Annotated in this window: 17 protein-coding genes; 7 read left to right on the forward strand and 10 right to left on the reverse strand. The window is 74.1% G+C overall.

Translation table 11 applies throughout. The features are described 5' to 3' along the window. Positions 1–37 precede the first annotated feature (37 nt). Together nrdF and CGE01nite_RS08705 are read left to right on the forward strand one after the other, a co-directional pair. Entirely contained in the window at positions 38–1,018 is a 981-nt protein-coding gene (gene nrdF, locus CGE01nite_RS08700; RefSeq protein WP_048341648.1) for a class 1b ribonucleoside-diphosphate reductase subunit beta, read from the forward strand. Between the two features lie 193 nt (positions 1,019–1,211). Next, complete coding sequence (locus CGE01nite_RS08705; RefSeq protein WP_141370301.1) at positions 1,212–2,369, forward strand: hypothetical protein; 1,158 nt, start codon at positions 1,212–1,214, stop codon at positions 2,367–2,369. A gap of 54 nt (positions 2,370–2,423) precedes the next feature. Here the strand turns inward: CGE01nite_RS08705 and CGE01nite_RS08710 are convergent, their stop codons facing one another. Beyond that, positions 2,424–3,449 carry an endo alpha-1,4 polygalactosaminidase gene (locus tag CGE01nite_RS08710; protein ID WP_229747589.1) on the reverse strand — a complete coding sequence of 342 codons (1,026 nt, stop codon included), beginning with the start codon at positions 3,447–3,449 and terminating at the stop codon, positions 2,424–2,426. Between the two features lie 208 nt (positions 3,450–3,657). Here CGE01nite_RS08710 and CGE01nite_RS08720 point away from each other — a divergent pair, with 208 nt between their 5' ends. Continuing rightward, positions 3,658–4,092, forward strand: coding sequence for a hypothetical protein (locus tag CGE01nite_RS08720; protein WP_048341167.1), 435 nt, complete (start codon positions 3,658–3,660; stop codon positions 4,090–4,092). Between the two features lie 9 nt (positions 4,093–4,101). Then, positions 4,102–5,103 carry a hypothetical protein gene (locus CGE01nite_RS08725; protein WP_141370303.1) on the forward strand — a complete coding sequence of 334 codons (1,002 nt, stop codon included), beginning with the start codon at positions 4,102–4,104 and terminating at the stop codon, positions 5,101–5,103. On the opposite strand, the gene CGE01nite_RS08730 is transcribed toward CGE01nite_RS08725, so the two are convergent. The 5 genes from CGE01nite_RS08730 to CGE01nite_RS08750 all read right to left on the reverse strand — a co-directional run bounded on the left by CGE01nite_RS08730 (position 5,078) and on the right by CGE01nite_RS08750 (position 10,363). Continuing rightward, complete coding sequence (locus CGE01nite_RS08730; RefSeq protein WP_141370305.1) at positions 5,078–5,683, reverse strand: TetR-like C-terminal domain-containing protein; 606 nt, start codon at positions 5,681–5,683, stop codon at positions 5,078–5,080. The two genes, CGE01nite_RS08725 and CGE01nite_RS08730, sit on opposite strands and share 26 nt — an antisense overlap. Next, on the reverse strand, positions 5,676–6,509 hold the full coding sequence (locus CGE01nite_RS08735) for an alpha/beta fold hydrolase (protein WP_141370307.1): 834 nt from the start codon (positions 6,507–6,509) through the stop codon (positions 5,676–5,678). Before CGE01nite_RS08735 ends, CGE01nite_RS08730 begins: the two co-directional genes overlap by 8 nt. Positions 6,510–6,702: 193 nt before the next feature. After that, positions 6,703–8,883: an RNA polymerase recycling motor ATPase HelR gene (helR, locus tag CGE01nite_RS08740; RefSeq protein ID WP_141370308.1), complete on the reverse strand. Its 2,181-nt coding sequence runs from the start codon at positions 8,881–8,883 to the stop codon at positions 6,703–6,705. Positions 8,884–9,069: 186 nt separating this feature from the next. After that, on the reverse strand, positions 9,070–9,840 hold the full coding sequence (locus tag CGE01nite_RS08745; protein WP_229747590.1) for a GTP pyrophosphokinase: 771 nt from the start codon (positions 9,838–9,840) through the stop codon (positions 9,070–9,072). Between the two features lie 82 nt (positions 9,841–9,922). After that, the gene (locus CGE01nite_RS08750; RefSeq protein WP_048341174.1) at positions 9,923–10,363 is read right to left on the reverse strand and encodes a ScoMcrA-related endonuclease; all 441 of its coding nucleotides are present in this window, start codon (positions 10,361–10,363) and stop codon (positions 9,923–9,925) included. Positions 10,364–10,616: 253 nt separating this feature from the next. On the opposite strand from CGE01nite_RS08750, the gene CGE01nite_RS08755 reads away from it, so the two are divergent. Together CGE01nite_RS08755 and CGE01nite_RS08760 are read left to right on the forward strand one after the other, a co-directional pair. Next, on the forward strand, positions 10,617–11,234 hold the full coding sequence (locus CGE01nite_RS08755; protein ID WP_170210929.1) for a GNAT family N-acetyltransferase: 618 nt from the start codon (positions 10,617–10,619) through the stop codon (positions 11,232–11,234). A gap of 214 nt (positions 11,235–11,448) precedes the next feature. Continuing rightward, positions 11,449–11,748, forward strand: a complete 300-nt coding sequence (locus CGE01nite_RS08760; protein WP_048341176.1) for a DUF1540 domain-containing protein — start codon at positions 11,449–11,451, stop codon at positions 11,746–11,748. A 57-nt stretch (positions 11,749–11,805) separates the two neighbouring features. Here CGE01nite_RS08760 and CGE01nite_RS08765 read toward each other — a convergent pair whose 3' ends face one another. After that, on the reverse strand, positions 11,806–12,750 hold the full coding sequence (locus tag CGE01nite_RS08765; protein ID WP_141370312.1) for a phosphotransferase: 945 nt from the start codon (positions 12,748–12,750) through the stop codon (positions 11,806–11,808). A 102-nt stretch (positions 12,751–12,852) separates the two neighbouring features. Continuing rightward, positions 12,853–13,608, reverse strand: a complete 756-nt coding sequence (locus CGE01nite_RS08770) for a hypothetical protein (RefSeq protein ID WP_141370314.1) — start codon at positions 13,606–13,608, stop codon at positions 12,853–12,855. Between the two features lie 173 nt (positions 13,609–13,781). Between CGE01nite_RS08770 and CGE01nite_RS08775 the strand changes: the two genes are divergently transcribed. Continuing rightward, positions 13,782–17,720, forward strand: coding sequence for a sigma-70 family RNA polymerase sigma factor (locus CGE01nite_RS08775; RefSeq protein ID WP_141370316.1), 3,939 nt, complete (start codon positions 13,782–13,784; stop codon positions 17,718–17,720). A 17-nt stretch (positions 17,721–17,737) separates the two neighbouring features. Here the strand turns inward: CGE01nite_RS08775 and CGE01nite_RS08780 are convergent, their stop codons facing one another. Together CGE01nite_RS08780 and upp are read right to left on the reverse strand one after the other, a co-directional pair. Continuing rightward, the gene (locus CGE01nite_RS08780) at positions 17,738–18,400 is read right to left on the reverse strand and encodes an NAD(P)H-binding protein (protein WP_141370318.1); all 663 of its coding nucleotides are present in this window, start codon (positions 18,398–18,400) and stop codon (positions 17,738–17,740) included. A gap of 75 nt (positions 18,401–18,475) precedes the next feature. Beyond that, a complete protein-coding gene (gene upp, locus CGE01nite_RS08785; RefSeq protein WP_048343144.1) occupies positions 18,476–19,111 on the reverse strand; it encodes a uracil phosphoribosyltransferase in 636 nt (211 codons plus the stop codon). Positions 19,112–19,227: the final 116 nt, after the last annotated feature.

Genomic DNA, 19,227 nt, shown 5'->3' on the forward strand with positions numbered 1-19,227 from the left:
GCACTTTTACCGTCACGACGAAGAAGCGAGCACGAGAATGAGCCCTACGGGGAAGCTGAAGCTGGTCGACCGGGTCTCGGCGATCAACTGGAACCGCCTCCAGGACGACAAGGACCTCGAGGTCTGGGACCGCCTGGTCGGCAACTTCTGGCTGCCGGAGAAGGTGCCGGTCTCCAACGACATCCAGTCGTGGGCGACCCTGACCGAGGCCGAGAAGACCATGACGACCCGCGTCTTCACCGGCCTGACGCTGCTGGACACCATCCAGGGCACGGTCGGCGCGGTCAGCCTCATCCCCGACGCGCTCACCCCGCACGAGGAGGCCGTCTACACGAACATCGCGTTCATGGAGTCGGTGCACGCCAAGTCGTACTCCTCGATCTTCTCGACGCTCATCTCCACCAAGGAGATCGACGAGGCGTTCCGCTGGTCGGAGGAGAACCCGAACCTGCAGCGCAAGGCCGAGATCGTCCTGAACTACTACCGGGGCGATGAGCCGCTCAAGCGCAAGGTCGCCTCGACCATGCTCGAGTCGTTCCTGTTCTACTCGGGCTTCTACGCGCCCATGTACTGGGCGTCGCGCGCCAAGCTCACCAACACGGCCGACCTCATCCGCCTGATCATCCGCGACGAGGCCGTGCACGGGTACTACATCGGCTACAAGTTCCAGAAGGGCCTCGAGCTCATCACGGAGGCCGAGCGCGCCGAGCTCAAGGAGTACACGTTCGAGCTGCTCTTCGAGCTGTACGACAACGAGGTCGAGTACACGCAGGACCTGTACGACGAGCTCGGCCTGACCGAGGACGTCAAGAAGTTCCTGCGCTACAACGCCAACAAGGCCCTCATGAACCTGGGCTACGAGGCGCTGTTCCCGCGCGACGAGACCGACGTCAACCCGGCGATCCTGTCGGCCCTGTCGCCGAACGCCGACGAGAACCACGACTTCTTCTCCGGCTCCGGCTCGTCGTACGTCATCGGCAAGGCCGTCAACACCGAGGACGACGACTGGGACTTCTGAGTCTCCTCACGGCGCCGGTTCGGCGCTGCGAGAACTGACAGCGACGAGGGGGAGGCGCCAGCACCTGGCGGCTCCCCCTCGTCGTCTCCCTCGTCGCGCGGGCGGTGCGCGCTGTGGCTACCGTCGGGGTGACGGGGTACCCAGCGAGGGGATCGGGACCGTGCGTGCTGTCACTCGGGTAGGTGCCGGCCTGGTGCTGGCGGTCGGGATCGGGATCGGGTCTCTGGCTGGTGCACCCGCGGTGTGGGCGTCGCCGGTCGTGGACCTCGGGGACGACGACCAGATCGCGCTGACGCGCGACGGCGAGGAGTACACCGGCGCGCTGACGGTGACGAACCCCGACGACGCGGTGATCGACGTCGACCTCACGGTCACGGGCTGCACCGCCGACGCCGACCCGGGCAAGGTCGGTGCGGGTCGGCAGGAGTCGGTCGACCTCACCGTGAGCGGGTGCGAGGTCGGCGCAGTCACGACGGGCACCCTCACCGTCGGCGACAAGACGATCACGGTCTCGTTCGACGTGACGGAGCCGACGGATCTGTCGGTCAGGGTCGTGGTGTGGCCGTTCGTCGTCGCTGCGGCGCTCGCCGCTCTCACGCTGCTGGTCGTCGGCGGGCGGTTCGAGGACGCCCACCGGGACGAGGAGAAGCGGCCGACCCTGCGGTCCCCGGTGACGGGGCTCAGCGCGTCGTGGTCCGCGGACTCCTGGGCGACGAACCTCACCGTCGTCTCCACGGCCGTCGTCGCTCTGTTCGGCGTCGCCGATCCCCTCACCGCGCTACTCGGGAGTGAGCCTGAGCAAGCGGTCGCGCACGTCCTGGTCGCGGGCCTGGTGGCGTCCCTCCTGGCGTTCGTCTCCGCCGCGGTGATGAAGGCGATCAGCGCCGGCGACGACGTGACGGTCGGGGCCGCGATGCTGGGCGGGTGGCTGACGCTGACGGCCGCGGCCGGGCTGCTCGGGAGCGTGACGGTCGCGCTCTGGGGCACCGACGAGCTCCGGCTGCCGGTAGCCCTGACGTGCGGTGCCCTCGTGGTCGTCGCGGTCTGGTACGTCATCTCGACGCTCGGTGGCGCGCTCAACACGCTCACGCCCGAGACCCCTGTCGCTGCGGACGCGACGACGGCCCTCGCCGCCGTGACCGCCGTCCCGCCGAACGGCGACGAGACGGTCTGGGCGCGCAGCGTCGTCAGGTACGCCGGGGCACTCGCCAAGGAGCTCGCTCAGCCGACGATCGAGCCCGCGCCCCCAGGGACGCGCACGGCGGCACCCCAGACCGACGTCGCCGCGCCCGTTCCCGCCCGTCCCGTCTTCCGCCCGCGAGGAGTGCAGCGGCGCTCGGCGGTGCTGTAGCCGCTCGCTCCGAGCCGCTGTTCGTCGTCCACGAGGCGCCGCGCGACGAGCGGGTCAGCAGGTGGCGTAGCGGTGGCCGGGCTTGCCTGGGGGGACGAGGTCGCGGTCGCGCAAGATCGTCAGGGGTGCGCGGTCGGTCAGGGCGCAGACCTGGGCGAAAGTCAGACCTGCGTCGTCGAGGGCGTCGGGGTACTCGATCTGCAGGACGTGGTCGCCGTACACGTCGGTGTAGGCGGCGCACTCGTCCCAGGCGGCGCACTCCTCGGTGACGGCGAAGTCGAAGCCGAGTCGATCGTGTGCGAGCCGGGTGATCTCGGCGGCGTTCTTCTGCGCGATGGCCAGGCCCGCGGAGTGGGCGAGGTCGACGTACGCGCGGGCCAGGGCGTGGGCGCCGGCCTCGTCGATCGCGTCGAACCGGGTCCACGTGTCGAGGTTGTCGATCTCGACGGCGTCGAACCCGTCGGCGGCGCACCCGGTGACGACCGGGCCGAGGACGCTCAGGATCGTCCGGCGCTGCGCGGGCGTGGACGGGTCAAGGACGTACTCGTCGGGCCAGTCGGGGTCGACGACCAGATCGCCGCCCTCGTCGTGCAGGAGGACGTCGGTGTGCCTGCGCCACAGCGAGGCCTCGCCGGGCTGCGTCTGGAAGCCGTTGACGTAGCAGACGGTGTACGCGCCGGGCAGCGGGGCCGCCGTCGCGTCCCGCACGACGACGTCGATCGCGCGCGTCGTCGCGCCCACGCGGACCGTCGGTGAGGGGCCGCCGAGCTGGTAGTCGAACACGCCGGCGGTCGGCGGCAACGTCACGCCGGGGGCCGGCGCTGGAGCGGGCGCCGGTGCGCGGCTGGGACCCGCAGCCGGGGCGGTGGGCGCCGCGGGGGTGCTCGACGCGGGGGGTGCGGCGGAGGTGGTCGCCGCGGCCGACGCGGACGGGGTGCCCGGAGCGGCGGGGCCGGTGGTGGTGGCGGGCGCGCGGGTCGACGTCGCGGACGGCGACGCGAGCGCCTCGTCGTCCCCGTGCGTGCACGACGCCACGAGCAGGGCGACGGCGAACGGGAGGGCAAGGGCTGTGCGCCGCACTCGGGCTCCGAACGTCGGTCGTGGCTCCGGCCGCACCCCGGCCGGACCCGGCGAGTCTAGGCAGGATCCGCACGTCCGAGCGCGTGCGACGACGACGAGCGCGGGGACTGGCCGTCCGATTCATCCTGGTCGCCGGGCGGGTGCGGGAGTACGTTGCGCGTGAGTCGGCGCGCGGGCGCGCCGAGCCCGAGCGACCCGGGGGATCGCCATGGACGACGACCGGTCCAGCACTGCGGACGACGCCGACGAGCACGACCAGCTCCAGATCCGGATCCCCCTGAAGCTCGACGACGCCGGGCGCGCGGTCGTCGAGGTGCGGTCCGCGACTCTCGACCGCGCGGCCGACGAGGTGCAGCTCGTCGTCGTCGACAAGCTCGCGCACCGCACGCTCGACTGGACCGTCGACGCCCAGGAGATCCCCGGCGCAGCCGTCTGGTCCGGGACGAGCTTCGCGGCCCCGGTGATCGCCCGCGAGGTCTCGACGATCCTGAGGTCGGTCCTGCCGCGCTTCTACGAGGACAGGATCGGCGCGTTCTCGACGCCGCCCGCCGCGATCCGCCCCGGCTCGTCTCCCAGCGCGACGGAGGCGGACATGGCGCCCGGGACGCCGCCCGGTCCGGGAGACCCGGGCGGGGATCTCTGAGGGCGTCCGATGGGAGACGTGGTCAAGTCCGTCCTCGGGGGCGGGTGGGGCCTGGTCGTCGGGTGGATCCTGCCCGTGTTCCTCGCCGCGCAGGGCTTCGCCTACGTGATCGCGCGGCTGGCGTTCGTCGACCTCAGCGAGGAGTTCGAGGGGCTGACGTGGGCGTCGCAGCAGCTCGCGCTGCTCGCGGTGGCCGCCGTCCTGGGCCTCGTGCTGGCTGCCGCGCAGGCGCCCCTGTACCGCGTGCTCGAGGGGTACTACCTGGGGTGGCCGTGGCTCGTCGAGCGACGCACGAACGCCCACCGCGCGCGCCGGACCCGCCTGCTGGCGACGTACGAGACGTCGACCGCGGCGGGGCAGGCCGTGCGCGCAGGGCTCGCCTACGAACGCGCCGCGCGCTACCCGGCCGACGAGACGCAGTTCGCCCCGACTCAGCTCGGCAACGCGATCCGGCGGTTCGAGACGTACGCGCGCAACCGGTACCTGCTCGACTCGCAGCTGCTCTGGCACCGGCTCAAGGGCGTGGCGCCGCAGAGCGCGGTCGACGCGATCACCACCGCGCGCGCGAACGTGGACTTCTTCGTCGCGCTCCTGTACGGAGCGGTGGTGCTCGTCGTGGGCGCCGTCGTGGGTCTGGTCGTGACCGGGGACCCGCTGCTGTGGCTCGCGGCGGCGGGGTCGGTCCTCGTCGTCGTCGGTGCGTACCGCCTCGCCGTGCTGGCGACCGACGAGTGGGCGGCCACCGAGTGCGCGATGGTCGACCTGGCGCGCGTGAAGCTCGCCGAGGCGTACGGGGTGACGATCCCCGACGACCTCGCCGACGAACGCGCGATGTGGCGCGTGATCTGCACGTTCGTCCGCCGCCCGTACACCTACTCGGAGTTGAAGGACGTCCCCGCCCTCCTGACGCGCTACCGCACCGCGTCCGAGGGCAAGGCCGGGCCGGTGCTCGATGAAGCAGGGGCCGGGAGTGAACCCCACGCGGTCAGACGGTGGTGGCAGTGGGGGTGAGCCCGTCGCCATCCCGCAGCGTGGTGCGCAGGGCGCGGTCGGCGGCGTCGACGAGCCAGGTGAAGCTCTCGTCGAGGTCGGTGGCGAGCTGGAACCCCCCCGCGGCCTCGAGGACGGCGAAGCCGTGGAACAGGCTGCGCAGCATCCGCAGGGCGTGGACGGTGTCCTCGGGCGCGACGGGGTAGCCGACCAGCACCGCGGACAGCGAGTCGAGCACGCGTGCGCCGGCGGCGACGAGCTGCTCGTCGAGCTCGTCGGCGTCGATGCGGACCGTGGCGGAGTAGCGGCCGGGGTGCGCGACGGCGTAGCTGCGGATCGCGCGGGCGGCGGCGTCGAGCGCGTCCTTGCCGGCGCGGCCCTGCAGCGCGTCGCGCAGCGCTCCGCCGAGCTCGGTGAGCGCGAGCACGGCGACGCGCCGGTTGAGGTCGCCCTGGCCGTCGACGTGCTTGTACAGGGACGGGGCGCGCACGCCGAGGCGTTCGGCGAGCACGCTCATGGTGACGTGGGCGAGCCCGACCTCGTCGGCCAGTCTGGCGGCTGCTGCGACGACGACCTGCGGGTCCAGCCCGGCCCTAGGCACGCGCGTGCGCCCGCGCGAAGGAGAGCACCAGCGCGGCGGTCTCGTCGGGGAACTGCGTGTGCGGGTAGTGCCCGGCGCCCTCGATGACCTCGAGCTGCGCGAGCCCGGCGGGCATCGCGGCGACGATCGCCTCGCCCTCGGCGCGCGGGTCCGCCCAGTCCGGGTCGAGCGAGCCTTCGACGACGAGCACGGGGCACCGGACGTGCGCGAGCTGCGCGTGGGCGTCCACGGCGGGCTTGGCCATGCGCTGCATCGCGCGCATGCGGCCGGGCTCGCGCAGGTTCGTGGCGTTGCGCGCCAGCTGTTCGTCCCAATCGGCGGGGCGAGGGCCGGGGTAGGCGACGTCGAGGTACTTGTGCCACCACGTGACGCTGCCGAGCGCGCCCGTCATCAGCAGGCGCGTCATCCCCGTGCGGTACCGGCGCACCCGCAGGTCGCGCACGCTCATGGCCTGCGTGCGGGTGAACGGCGCGAGCTCGACGATCCCGGCGACGAGCTCGGGCGCCTGCGCCGCGGCGATGGTCACGGCACCGCCGGACAGCGAGTGCCCGACGAGGACCGCGGGGCCGCCGCCGAGGTGCCGGACGAGCGCGAGCAGGTCACCCGCGACAGCCGTACGGCTGTAGGTGGGCCACGTGGCGGTGGACTCGCCGCAGCCCCGCAGGTCGAGCGCCGCGACCCGGTAACCGGCGGCCACCAGCCGGGGTGCCACGAAGCGGTAGGCGGCGCGGCTGTCACCCATGCCGTGGGCGAGCACGACGAGCGGGCCCGTCCCGGTGACGTCATAGGCGAGCGTGCCGCCGTCGACGACGAGGTACTCGGTCATCCCGACCTCCTTTGGCTAAGACCATTAGCCCTAAAGCTAACGCCCGTAGCCGCCTCGGTCAAGCCCTCGCCGACGAGGTCGCCCCGCCGTCCACGCCCCGCCACCCGCTTGTGGGTGGAGAAACGCCCGCCTGGCGACGCTTTCTCCACCCACAACGCCCGATCACCGGGGCGCCGCGCGACACGTGTCGGGGTCAGGTGAGGATCACGAGCTCGCGCGTGGCGCGGGTCATCGCGACGTACCGGTCCACCGCCCTCTCGATGCCCGTCGCGTCCGCGTCCTCGGCTCCCGTGCCGGCGGAGGACGAGCCGGGCGACGACGGCTCGACCAGCACCACGAGGTCGAACTCGAGGCCCTTCGCGAGCTCGGGGGTCAGCGACCGCACGCGCGGGGAGTCCGGGAACGTGGGGTCGCCGATCACGCACGCGAGCCCCTCGTCGTGGGACTCGAGCCACGACGCGACGATCGCCGTCAGGTCCCGCACCGAACCGTGCGCGACGGGCAGGCCGGTGCTGCGCACGGACGTCGGCACGTTCGCGTCGGGGAGGACCGCGCGGATCACCGGCTCGGCGTGCGCCATGACCTCGGCGGGCGTGCGGTAGTTGATGCCCAGCGACGCGATCGGCACCTGGCTCAGCCCGACGCGCGCGAGCCGCTCGGCCCACGACGAGGTGAAGCCGTGCCGGGCCTGTGCACGGTCGCCGACGATCGTCAGGCTCCGCGACGGGCACCGCGCGAGCAGCATGTGCCACTGCGCGTCGGTGAGCTCCTGCGCCTCGTCGACGACGACGTGCGCGAACGGCCCCGCGAGCGGGTCGGCCTCCGCGGCCGGCAGCGCGGCCTCGTCGACGAGCGCGTCGCGCAGGTCGCCGAGCTTGAGCATGCTCATGACCTGCAGCTCGGAGTCGTCGGACTCGACCAGACGGTCGACGACGTCGTCCATGTAGGCGCGGTCGGCGGCCTCGGTCGCGGATGCGCGTCGCCGGCGGTCCGAGGCCCCGGCGTCGCCCAGCCGCCGGCGGGCGGCGTCGAGCAGCGGCAGGTCCTCGAGCGTCCACGCGGTCGGGTCGTCGCGTTGCAGCAGCGCGACCTCGTCGGGTGTCAGCCCCGGCGCGCACCGGCGCAGGTAGGCGGGGACGGACCACAGGTCCGCGACGAGCTCGGGCGCCTCGAGCAGCGGCCACGCGCGGTGCAGCGCGCCGACGAGGTCGCGGTCGCGGGCCAGTGCCTCGCGCAGGCGGTCCTCGGGCACCTCGTCGTCGTCCACCTTGGCGACCAGGATCTCGACGAGCTCGTCCCAGACCTGGTCGCGCGCCTCGTTGTGCGGCGTGCCGGGCTCGGGCGCGTCGAACGCGTCGGCCCAGTCCGACGGGCTCAGCCACAGGTCGACCCACGGCGTCTCGACGAGCAGGCCCTCGCGCGGCGGCCGTTCGGAGAACTGCACGGCAGGCTCGATCGCCCGCACCAGCCCGGCCGACGCCTTGAGCCGCGCGACTGCCGGGTCGCTCTCGGGCACGGCCGACGAGCCCTCGGGCACCAGGTCGCGCAGCGTGCACGTGCGCACGCCCTCCTCGCCCAGGCTGGGCAGCACGTCGGACACGTAGTCGAGGTACGGCTGGTGCGGCCCGACGAACAGCAGGCCGCCGCGCCGGTGCCCGAGCCGCGGGTCGGAGTACAGCAGGTACGCCGCGCGGTGCAGCGCGACCACGGTCTTGCCGGTCCCGGGACCGCCGTCGACGACGAGCGCGCCCCTCGACCCCGCGCGGATGATCGCGTCCTGATCCGCCTGGATCGTCCCGAGCACGTCGCGCATCTGCGCGGACCGGGCGCCGCCGAGCGACGCGAGGAACGCGGACTGGTCGTCGAGCGCCGCGCGGTGCTCGAGCCCCTCGGGCGTGAACACCTCGTCCCAGTAGTCGGTGACCCGGCCGGCGGTCCACCGGTACCGGCGTCGGCTGACCAGGCCCATGGGGTGCGCGTGCGTCGCGCCGAAGAAGGGCTCGGCGGCGGGTGAGCGCCAGTCGACGAGCAGGCGGCGACCGTCGGCGTCGGTCAGCCCGAGGCGCCCGACGTACACGGCCTCGTCGTCGGCGCCGACCGCGCGCCCGAGGCACAGGTCGAGGCCGAACCGGCGCAGCAGGTGCATCCGCGCGGTGAGCCGGTGCACCTCCTGGTCGCGCTCGAGCGCGGCCGTGCCGCCACGGCCGGGTGCCTTGCGGGCCGCGGCGAGCCGCCGGGTGAGGTCGTCGAGCTGGTGCTCGAGGGTCGTCGCGATCGCCGCGAAGTGCTGCTCGTCGCGGTCGATCGACGCCGGGTCGGCCTTGGCGGCGAGCCGCTCGGGCAGGTCGAAGGCGGTGGTGGGGAGAACCGGCACGTCATCAGCTCCGTGGGGTCGCGCGCGCCCGGTGCGCACGCGACGGGGTCGCGAGGCCGACGATTCTGCGCCGCGACGGGGGCCTTGCCGCAAGACCCCCCGTGAGCTATACCTTGAAAGTGGAGAGCACCGCGGTGCTCTCCTTCTTCATGCCGGCCCGGAGCTCCCGCCGGCCTCGTGCCCGGCTCAGTCGGTGGTCACCGGCGGGACGATCTCGACCGTCGGCGGCCGGACCTCGTCGCGCAGCCGGCCCATGCGGGCGTCGAGCTCGGTCGCGACCCGCGCCGCGTCGTCGAGCTCGGCTGCGAGGTGCGCGGGCATCGCCGAGCGGTACTTGTACGACAGCTTGTGCTCGACGCTCGCCCAGAAGTCCATCGCGATCGTGCGGATCTGCACCTCGACGGGCACCTGCTCGACGTGCTGGGACAGGAACACGGGCACCTCGACGATGAGGTGCAACGACCGGTACCCGTTCGGCTTGGGATGGGCGATGTAGTCCTTGGTCTGCAGCAGGCGCAGGTCGGGCTGCGCGCTGAGCATCTGCGCGATCCAGTAGACGTCGGAGACGAAGCTGCAGGTCACGCGGATCCCCGCGATGTCGCGGATCTCCGCGCGGATCGCCGGGATCTCGAGCGCCACGCCACGCCGCAGCGACTTCTCGAGCAGGCTCTCCGCGGACTTCAGTCGCGTCCGCACGTGCTCGATCGGGCTGTAGTCGTGGATCGACTCGAACTCCTGGCGCAGGATGTGGATCTTGGTCGAGACCTCGTCGATGCCGAACTGGTAGTACTTCAGGAGCTTGACGACCTCGTCGCGCAGCGCGCGCGAGCGGGTCAGCAGCGCCTCGGCCTCGTCGAGGTCGGCGGCCGTGACGTCGGTCCGGGCGCTCGCCATGTGCGCGACCAGTCGCCGCTCGAGGTCGTGCAACGGCCGCCCCGGGGCCGTGTCGTCGATCATGTGCTGGTGCCTCCCGTCGGCCTCCACCGTAACGAGGCCCGGGACGACGACCGTGGGACCGGTCGGCCCCGGCAGCCAGGGGTCAGCCGCAGTAGTCGCAGATGCCGGTGCCGGGCAGCGTCATCGAGCAGGTCGGGCAGATCGGGGCGACGCGCTCCGGCGCCGCCGTGCTGCGGCGCGTGGTGGCCGCGCGCGTGGTCGCCTTGGCACGGGCCGACGAGCGGGCGGCCGCACGCACGGCCGCGGTCGGCTCGGTGACCTCGAACCCGCGCTTGCGCACGAGCGTGGTCGCCGCGTTCAGGCTCGCCGTGATCTCGTTCGCGGGCGCGATCCGGCCCGTCGCGAAGCGGTGGGCGACGCCCAGGATCGCGGGCATGTCGTACGTGGTGCCCCCGTGCTCGATCGTGTAGTCGCCGTTGGCCGTGTAGCCGTACACGCCGAGGAAGTCGTCGCGGCCGCGGGTGTCGTACTCCGCGATCGCCTGAAGGATGTGCTGACGCGTCACGCCGGAGAAGGTGGCCACCTGTCGAGCCTACGTCTCCCGCAGGCGGCTCCGAGCGGTCGGACGTGTGTGATTGCCCGCTCGCGCGTGTTCGGGCCGGGTCTGGACCTCGGTGGCAGATCCGACATCGGACGTTCGTCACATCCTCCAATCCTTTCGGTTGCGGCGTCGCCGCCGATGCGTAGGCCCGAAGGCCCATGTGCGAACCGGACATCGCACGGGACCATCGCAAGGTGGACAAGCGTCCAGGAATCACGTGGAACGGAGCGAGCGGGTGACGGTGCTGGGTGCGGCGACGAGCGCCGACCTTCCCGACGTCGCCTGCGTGCTGGGTGAGGCGTTCGAGGACGACCCCGTGATCGTCAGCATCGTGGGTCCCGGCGCCGCGCGCCGTGAGCGCGCCACGCACCTCTTCAACGCACTCCTGCGCGCGGAGCACGGCAACGGCGTCGTCGTCGATGTCGCGCGCGACACCTCGGGTGCGCTGCTCGGCGCCGCGGTGTGGGAGGAGCCGGACGGCCAGGGCGCGAGCCTGCCCGCGCTGTTCGCCCAGGCGGGGACGTTCGTCCGCGCGGTCGGCGTCCTCGGCATCCCGCGCGCGCTCGCGACCCGCTCGGCGCTCGCCCGCTACCGCCCCGGCCGACCCCACTGGTACCTCGGCCAGATCGGCGTCGCGTCGTCGGTCCGCGGGACCGGTGTGGGGTCGCACCTGCTCGCGCACCGGCTGCGCCAGGTCGACGACTCACGCGCCGGCTCCTACCTCGAGTCGTCGACCGAGCGGAACCGCGCGCTCTACCTGCGGCACGGGTTCGCGTCGCACGGCGTGATCGAGGGCGTCCCGGACGCGGCGCCCGTCGCGATGTGGCGAGCCCCGGTGGGCGTCCGCGCCTGAGCCTGGCAGCCGCGCGAGGCCGCGCGACGCGCTGACCTCGCGTGGAGCGTCCACGCCCTGCATTACGCAACGATCGCGTGCCCAAAAGGGCCCCTGACCTGCGGGATCGAGTCTCTCGCGGGTGGTGGCGCGATCCGCGTGCCGGGTCTACCGTCGAACGAACGAGCCCTCGGATCCGCTCTCCCGACGTGGATCACCAACCCGGAGGTGCACCATGACCGACCTCGTGGACCTGCCCGCCATCGCCGAGTGCTCGGTGGCCGGCTGCTCCTACAACGACCACTCGCACTGCCACGCCGCGGCGATCACGGTCGGTGGCGGGAGTGGCGACGCGCAGTGCACCACGTTCATCCCGCTCACCGTCAAGGGCGGCCTGGACAAGGTCCTCAGCCACGTCGGCGCGTGCCAGCGTCCCGACTGCACGCACAACTCGCACCTCGAGTGCACCGCGGACTCGATCCGCGTCGGCGGCGGTCACGACCTGGCCGACTGCCTCACCTTCGCCCCCCGCTGACGCGCGCCCGCCGACCCGCGGAACGACCCGCGGGACGACGACCTGCGGGTCGACGCGTCAGGACGCGACGCGGATCAGGTCGCGGACCAGCTCGCCGGCCTCCTCGACCAGCTCGCGCTCGCCCGTGACCAGGCCCGGGTCGGCGCGGCGGGTCCGTGTGGCCTCCTCGAGCGCGTCGATCGGGGAGACCGCGCTGCGCACGAGGAACGCTGCGAGCAGCGCGCGGGCTGCGTGGGAGTAGTCGCCACCGGCGTCGACGGCGACCTCGGCCAGGATCAGCGCCGAGAGCGCGACGTCGAGCTCGGCGGTCGCGGCGCGCGCGTTCGCCCAGTCGACGAGCGTCGGGCCGCGCGTGTCCGAGAGCACCACGTTGCCCGGGTGCAGGTCGAGGTGGACGACGACCGGCCCGGTGGGCACGAACGGCCACTGCGACTCGTCGACCGGGGCGTCGGGAGCGGGCGGGATCGCGTGCAGCTGCTCATGCAGGTCCACGAGGATCTGGGCCGCGTCGCCGATCGCCACCTCGCCGGCCGCGAGCGCCTGCAGCAGCGTCGGCCCGTGCAGACGCTCCATGAGCAGGTTGGGCCCCTCGCTCAGGTAGACCGCCGGGACGGGGAAGCCGTGCGCGGCGACGTGCCGCAGGATCCGTGCCTCGTGCGCGGCGTCGTGGTTGCCGCGGTAGCGCCGCAGGACGTAGTCGTCGTCGAGCGCGAAGACGTCGGCGCTCGAGCCGTTCGCGAGCAGGGGGCCGGGGTCGTCGAGCGTCAGCACGCTCGCGTCCGGCACGGGCCGCGGGAGGCGGTTGGCGGCGTGCGCGCCCACGACGTGCGGGCCGGTCGCGTGCGGTTCGGTGCGGGGGCTCAGGGTGTCCGGAGCGTCAGCCGCCTTGTGCTCGTTCTGCCGCGGGAGGGGGTTCGGCGCCGGGGTCGCCGCCGCGTCGTCGCCCGCTGCCCCGTGGGGTTGCGGGGCAGGGTCGTGCGGGGCGAGGCCGGACGGGGTCATGCATCGAACATAACCCCGGTTCTGGGTGGATGCACCCGTCGAGGGGGTCGCGTGATCGCGACACGCCGAGGCCGGTGCGTGACAATCCCCGCCGCCGCGGTCTCAGGGCCGGGCGAGCTGCGCCAGGCGCTGGGTGGCGTGCGCGTGCGTCGCGGGCAGCGGCTCGACCCAGCAGCGCAGCGGCCGCCGGGTCACGTCCCGCAGCCCGAGGCCGGAGGCGTGCTCGTCGACGAGCACGCGCAGCCGCGCGGTCGGCTCGTCGTGCGGCTCGTCCTCCCCCAGCAGCACGACGAACACGCCACTGCCGAGGCTCGCCATCGCCCGAGCCGGCCCGAACACCTCGCGCAGCGAGGCGCCGACCGCCGCCGAGCGGGCGATCCGGCTCAGACCGTCGGGGGTGCCCGCGGCGACGTCGACCACGAGCAGCCGGCCCGTCGGACCGTCGTCGGGGTAGCACTCCGCGAGGCGCAGGCGCAGGTAGTCCGCGGCCGGCAGCCCGGAGCCCGCATCGAGCCCCAGCGCGAGCGCGACCCCGCCCGCCTGGGCGTCGGCCCACCCCGTGCACAGGGCGCGGAGCACCTCCAGCGGAGGCTCGGCGCCGGTCGTCGTGCGGTACAGGCACGCGAGGTCGTCGATCGTCTCGGCGATGCCCACGCCCGCGTCGCCACGCGCGAAGCCGAGCCGGGCCGCGGCAGGCTCGGCCTCGTCGTGCAGCAGCAGGGCCATCGCGAGCTCGTCGACGGCGGGGTGGTACCAGTCGGAGGGGCGGCGCCACACGGAGGCGACGCTCTCGTCCCGCCACCGCTCGAGCAGGCGCGACGGCTGGCTGGGCAGCAAGGGTCCGGTCTCGGTCGTCACGTGCGATGAGAGGGGACGCCCGACGAGGTGTGACGCGGGTTCGCAACGTTTCACCCGGTCGGAGCACCTAGCGGGGTGGCCTGGGGGTTTCCTGCGGGTCCGTGAGGTATGTCACCCTGGTACCGGTTCGCGGCGGGAGGCCGCGCGGACCGGCGACCGAGGACGGGGTACGGGTGGAGGCGCAGGCGGCTGTCGCGCGCAGCGACGCGGAGCTGATCAGTGCCGCGCGCGCGGGTGACGAGAGCGGCTTCGCGGGCCTGTACGAGCGGCACGCGGCCGCCGCCACGGTCGTCGCCCGCCGGTACACCGACGACCACGCAGACGCCGACGACGTCGTCGCGGACGCGTTCACTGCCGTCTACTCCGCGCTGCGTCGCGGCAACGGTCCCGACGAGGCGTTCCGCGCCTACCTGTTCACGGTCGTCCGCCGGACCGCGAGCGCCCGCCGCGACGTGCTGCACCGCGTCCGCCCGACCGACGACCTCGCGACGCTCGAAGCCGGGACCGCGCTCGCGGGCACCGCCGAGGATCCCACGCTCGAGGGGTTCGAGCGTGGCGTCGTCGCGCGCGCGTTCCACTCCCTGCCCGAGCGATGGCAGGCGGTGCTGTGGCACACCGAGGTCGAGGGCCTGAGCCCGGCCGAGGTCGCGCCGGTGCTCGGCCTGACCGCCAACGGGGTCGCGGCCCTGGCCTACCGCGCGCGCGAGGGCCTGCGTCAGGCGTACCTGCAGCAGCACCTGCGTGACCCGCTCGATGACGGGTGCCGCAGCGTCGCCGGGTCGCTCGGCGCCTACGTGCGCGGCGGGCTCGGGACGCGCGAGAGCGGGAAGGTCGAGACGCACCTCGAGGGCTGCGGCGAGTGCCGGGCGCTGCTGCTCGAGCTCGGCGACGTCAACCACGGCATGCGCGCGGTGATCGCGCCGCTCGTGCTGGGCATCGCGGGGCTCGGCGCGCTGTCCTCCGCGCTCCCGATCGGCGGGGGTGCGCTGGTCGGTGCGGCCGCCGCCGCGGGCGCAGGCAGCGCGGGCTCGTCGGGTGGCGCGAGCGGAGGCGCCGCCGCGGCCGGGGGAGGCGCGGCCGGTGCTGGTGCGGTGGCCGCGGGCACGGGAGGCGCCGCGGGCGCCGGAGGGCTCGCGGCGTTCCTCGCGAGCATCCCCGCGGGCGTGGTCGCGGGTGTCGCGGGAGCGGTGGTGGTGGCGGCCGTCGCGGTCGCCGTCGTGCTGAACGCAGGCGACAAGGGCCTGGTGCTCGACGCGCACCCCCGGCCGACCGTCACCGCGACGACGAGCGCGCCCGAGCCGTCCGGGGCGGCGAGCACAGCGCCGAGCGGAGCGCCCACCCCGGGGCCGTCGGCCACGCCGACGGACGGACCGACGACGCGCGTCGTCGTCCCGCCGGTGGGCGACCCGGGGGACGACCCCACCGCCGCCCCGACGAACGAGCCGACACCGGACCCGACGACCGACCCCACGCCGGACCCGACCACCGAGCCCACACCCGACCCCACGACGCAGCCGACACCCGAACCCACGTCCGAGCCCACGCCGACGGTCGAGCCCACCCCGCCGCCCGTCGGGGCGAAGGTCGTGGTGACGCTGCCGTCGACCGGGCTCGTGCTCGCCGGCGGCGCGTCCGCGCAGGAGCTCGCGCTGACGCTGCGCAACGAGGGCGACCTGCCCGCGCGCGGCCTGGTGGCCGAGCTCACGCTGCCCGACGGCGTGCGGGTCGACGGGTTCGGCGGCATGGCCGAGGAGCCCGCGGGGCTCGTCGGGACGAGCCTGGCCGGCACGACGTTCGCGACGGGCTCGCGCGGCACGGGGGTGCTGGCCGCCGAGGACTGGACGTGCACGGGGGTGCGGACCGAGGTCGCGACGTGCACGCTCGCCGAGCTCCCCGGGCACGACGCCGCGCGCCTGGTGGTGCCCGTGAGCATCGACGAGTCGTTCGAGCACGATGACGCCGAGATCGGGCTCGTCGTCACCGGACCGGGTGTCGACTACCGGCCGCCGCCCATCGGCGTGAAGGTCACGCCGAGCCCCGCCCGCCTGGCCGTGTCGCGCGACCAGGGGCCGCTCGCGCTCGTCGCGGGCCGCGAGCGCGACGTGACGTTCGAGCTGCTCAACGCGGGCCGCTCCCCGGTGACGGGTGCCCAGGCGGACGTGCAGCTCCCCGCGGGAGTCGCGTGGAGCGGACGGGTCGCCGCACCGTGGAGCTGTGCGAGCCCGGAGACGCCCGAGGCCGCAGCGGCGACGCTGACGTGCACGGCCGGTGAGATCCGCGGGCGCACGGACGCGCCCCTGACGCTCGGCCTCGGCGTCGGGCGGGCGGCCACCGTCGACGCGATCGACCTCGTCCTGCGACCCGCGCCGGCCACGGGCAGCGCAGCCCGCGTGCCGGTGACGCTCGCACAGCCCGCGACGCTCGTCGTCGAGGGCGCCGACCTCGCGGTGTCGGGCGGCCGGACGAGCACCCTGACGCTCACGGTGACCAACACCGGCGACCTCGCCTCCGAACCCGTCGCGCTCGGCGTGCGACTGCCCGCGGGGGTCACGTGGAGCGGTGGGTGGGACGGTGTGCTCTGGGCGTGCGACGTGGTCGAGTCGCGTCCCGGTGACCAGGTGCGGTGCGACGGGCCAGCGCTCGCGGCCGGGGGGAGCGCGCAGGTCGTGCTGCCGGTCGCCGCCGCGGTCGGCACGGTGGGCAGCCTCGAGGCCGCGCTCGTCACGGCCACGGCGCACGACGCCGACGACGCGCCGCCGCTCACGCTCGCTGTCACGGGCCGGGCGCCGCAGCTCGCGGTCCGCGATGCCTCGGTCACGCTGCAGCCCGACGACACCGGTGCGGTGGCCTTCGCGGTGGCGGTGCAGCGCGAGGACGACGCGGCCGCGGACGCGGCGGACGTGGTCGCGCGCGTGACCCTGCCCGCGAACCTCGTCGTCGACCCCGAGCGGACCTCGGTCCCGGTGCCGGATGCGTGCACGACGAGCGGCGGCGGCCGGTCGGTCGAGTGCCGCTGGAGCACGATCGCGGCGGGCGACGTCGCCGAGGTGCTGCTCCCGGTGACCTCCGACTACTCGGCGAGCACGGTGGTGCGCATCGAGGCGAGCGCGACGGGTGTCGACAAGCCCGTGGTCGACAGCGTGCCGGTCATCGGGCGCTCCGGCGGGCTCGCGGAGCGGTTCAGCACCGCGACGGGCGGCTGGACCGTCACCGAGTCGGGCGCCGCGGTGCTCTCGTGCGACGCGCAGACGGACGCCTGCCGCAAGGCGCTCGCAGGCGGTGCCGACAACAACTCCCAGAAGATGCAGCCGATCGACGAGGCGCCCCCCGAGGGGGTCGCGCGTACCAAGGTGCCCGTCTCGTCGAGCACCACGCTCACGGTGCCGGCTGGCCGCGAGGTCGCGTTCGCGGGGCTGTACTGGTCGGCTGTGCGCGGACCGTCCGACAGCTGGAGCGGCGCGCTCGACCACGCGCTCGTGCGCGGACCTGGCGGTGCGTACGTGCCGGTCGCGGGAACGGCCACGCAGCGCACGGACGACAAGAAGCGCAGCTACTACTCGTCGTTCGCCGATGTGACGACGCTCGTGCAGGCGCGCGGCGGCGGCACGTGGTCGCTCGCCGACATGGCGGTGAGCGCCACGCGCACGGACGTCGACCCGACGTACTACGGCGGCTGGGCGCTCGTCGTCGTGTACTCCGCACCCGGCGACTCGCGCGTCACGGTCTACGACGGCGGCCTGTGGGTCGGCACGAATGCGCCGCCGCCCGCGTTCCGGTTCGCCGCGCCCGCGGGCTCGACCGCACGGGTCGGCGTGGTCGGGTGGGAGGGCGACCGCGGGCTCACCGGCGACCGGATGCGCCTGGGTGGCCTGTGCACGAGCGCGACCACCTCTCTGACGCCGCTGCGCGTCGACGGTGGGTACGGCGACCCGAGCAACGCGTTCGACTCGACCGCGTCCGGGTGGCGCTCGTCGTCGTCGCTCGGGATCGACGCCAAGGGCTTCGTCCCGGCCACGCTTCCGTGCGACGTCTCGTCGCTGACGCCCAGCACGTCCGGCGACCAGTACCTGGTCGGGGCGATCACGTTGCGGTCGGAGCCGGTCGTTCCCTGACGGTCCCGGGTGTCGGGTCAGTCCGCGCGCTCGGTGGCGGCGACGACCGCCGCGTCGACCGGCACCGCGCCCGCGACCAGCTCGAGCGTGAGCCCGGCCGTCGCGGGGTTCGCGAGCAGGGACGCGATCACGGCGGCCACGTCCCGGCGCGGGATCGCGCCTGGCGCGACCGACTCCTCGAGCCGCACCAGGCCGGTCGGCTCGTCGTCGGTGAGCCGGCCGGGGCGCAGGATCGTCCAGTCGAGGGTGCGGGCGCGCAGGTCCCGCTCGCTCGCGGCCTTGGCGCGCAGGTACGCGGCGAACACGCCGTCGGCCTGCGCGGGAGGGTCGTCCACGCCCATCGAGGAGACGAGCAGGTAGCGGGAGATGCCCGCACGCTCGGCCGCGTCGGCGAGCAGTGCCGCCGCCGCGCGGTCCACCGAGTCCTTGCGTGAGGCCCCGCTGCCCGGCCCGGCGCCCGCAGCGAACACCACCGCCTCGGCGCCCGTGACGGCACCCGCGACGTCCGCGACGTTGCACCGCTCGAGGTCGAGGACCACCGCCTCGGCGCCGTCGGACGTCACGTCGTCGACCTGGTCGAGCGACCGGATCAACGCGATCGGGACGTCACCGCGCGCGGCGAGGACCCGTGTGAGATGTCGGGCCACCTTCCCGTGACCACCGGCGACCGCGACTCGCATGGCGCCCACGGTAAGCACGCGACGGCCGGACGGCGACCGCTGAGCGGTTCGTGCGGCGCCTTCGTCGGCGGAGGGTCAGACGACCCCGTAGAGACGGTCGCCCGCGTCGCCGAGGCCCGGGACGATGTACGCCTTCTCGTTGAGGCGCTCGTCGACGGCCGCGACCACGACCTGCACGTCGGCGCGGTCCCCGACGAAGTCCTCGACGACCTTGATGCCCTCGGGCGCGGCGAGCAGGCACACGGCCGTGACGTCACGCGCGCCGCGCTGCAGCAGGTAGTCGATCGCCGCGACGAGGGTGCCGCCGGTCGCCAGCATCGGGTCGAGCAGGAAGCACTGCCGGCCCGAGAGGTCCTCGGGGAGCCGGTTGGCGTACGTGATCGCCTCGAGCGTCTCCTCGTCGCGCTGCATGCCGAGGAAGCCGACCTCCGCGGACGGCAGCAGGCGCGTCATGCCGTCGAGCATGCCGAGACCCGCGCGCAGGATCGGCACGACGAGCGGGCGCGGCTGCGCGAGCTTGGTGCCCGTGGTGACCGCGACGGGGGTCTGGATCTCGACCTCACGCGTGCGCACGTCCCGCGTCGCCTCGTACGCGAGGAGCGTGACGAGCTCGTCGACGAGGAGCCGGAAGGTGGCTGACGGAGTGCCCTGGTCCCGCAGGACCGTGAGCTTGTGGGCGACGAGCGGGTGGTCCGCGACGTGCAGGCGCATGCCCGAAGGTTACTCGTCGGTCCGCCCCTCCGCGGTGGGACTCGGCGCACGCACCGTCGTGGGTCCGGCGAGAGCGTCCGCCCCCTGGTCCGACGAGCGCGCGGTGCGTCATCATG

Origin of the sequence: Cellulomonas gelida (assembly GCF_006538725.1) — a bacterium.
GTDB lineage: Bacteria > Actinomycetota > Actinomycetes > Actinomycetales > Cellulomonadaceae > Cellulomonas > Cellulomonas gelida.

Bases quoted from the DNA above. Each gene is read 5' to 3' on its own strand.
- nrdF (WP_048341648.1), top strand. From the start codon at position 38: ATGAGCCCTACGGGGAAGCTGAAGCTGGTCGACCGGGTCTCGGCGATC.
- CGE01nite_RS08720 (WP_048341167.1), top strand. From the start codon at position 3,658: ATGGACGACGACCGGTCCAGCACTGCGGACGACGCCGACGAGCACGAC.
- CGE01nite_RS08725 (WP_141370303.1), top strand. From the start codon at position 4,102: ATGGGAGACGTGGTCAAGTCCGTCCTCGGGGGCGGGTGGGGCCTGGTC.
- CGE01nite_RS08735 (WP_141370307.1), bottom strand. From the start codon at position 6,509: ATGACCGAGTACCTCGTCGTCGACGGCGGCACGCTCGCCTATGACGTC.
- CGE01nite_RS08745 (WP_229747590.1), bottom strand. From the start codon at position 9,840: ATGATCGACGACACGGCCCCGGGGCGGCCGTTGCACGACCTCGAGCGG.
- CGE01nite_RS08760 (WP_048341176.1), top strand. From the start codon at position 11,449: ATGACCGACCTCGTGGACCTGCCCGCCATCGCCGAGTGCTCGGTGGCC.
- CGE01nite_RS08765 (WP_141370312.1), bottom strand. From the start codon at position 12,750: ATGACCCCGTCCGGCCTCGCCCCGCACGACCCTGCCCCGCAACCCCAC.
- CGE01nite_RS08780 (WP_141370318.1), bottom strand. From the start codon at position 18,400: ATGCGAGTCGCGGTCGCCGGTGGTCACGGGAAGGTGGCCCGACATCTC.
- upp (WP_048343144.1), bottom strand. From the start codon at position 19,111: ATGCGCCTGCACGTCGCGGACCACCCGCTCGTCGCCCACAAGCTCACG.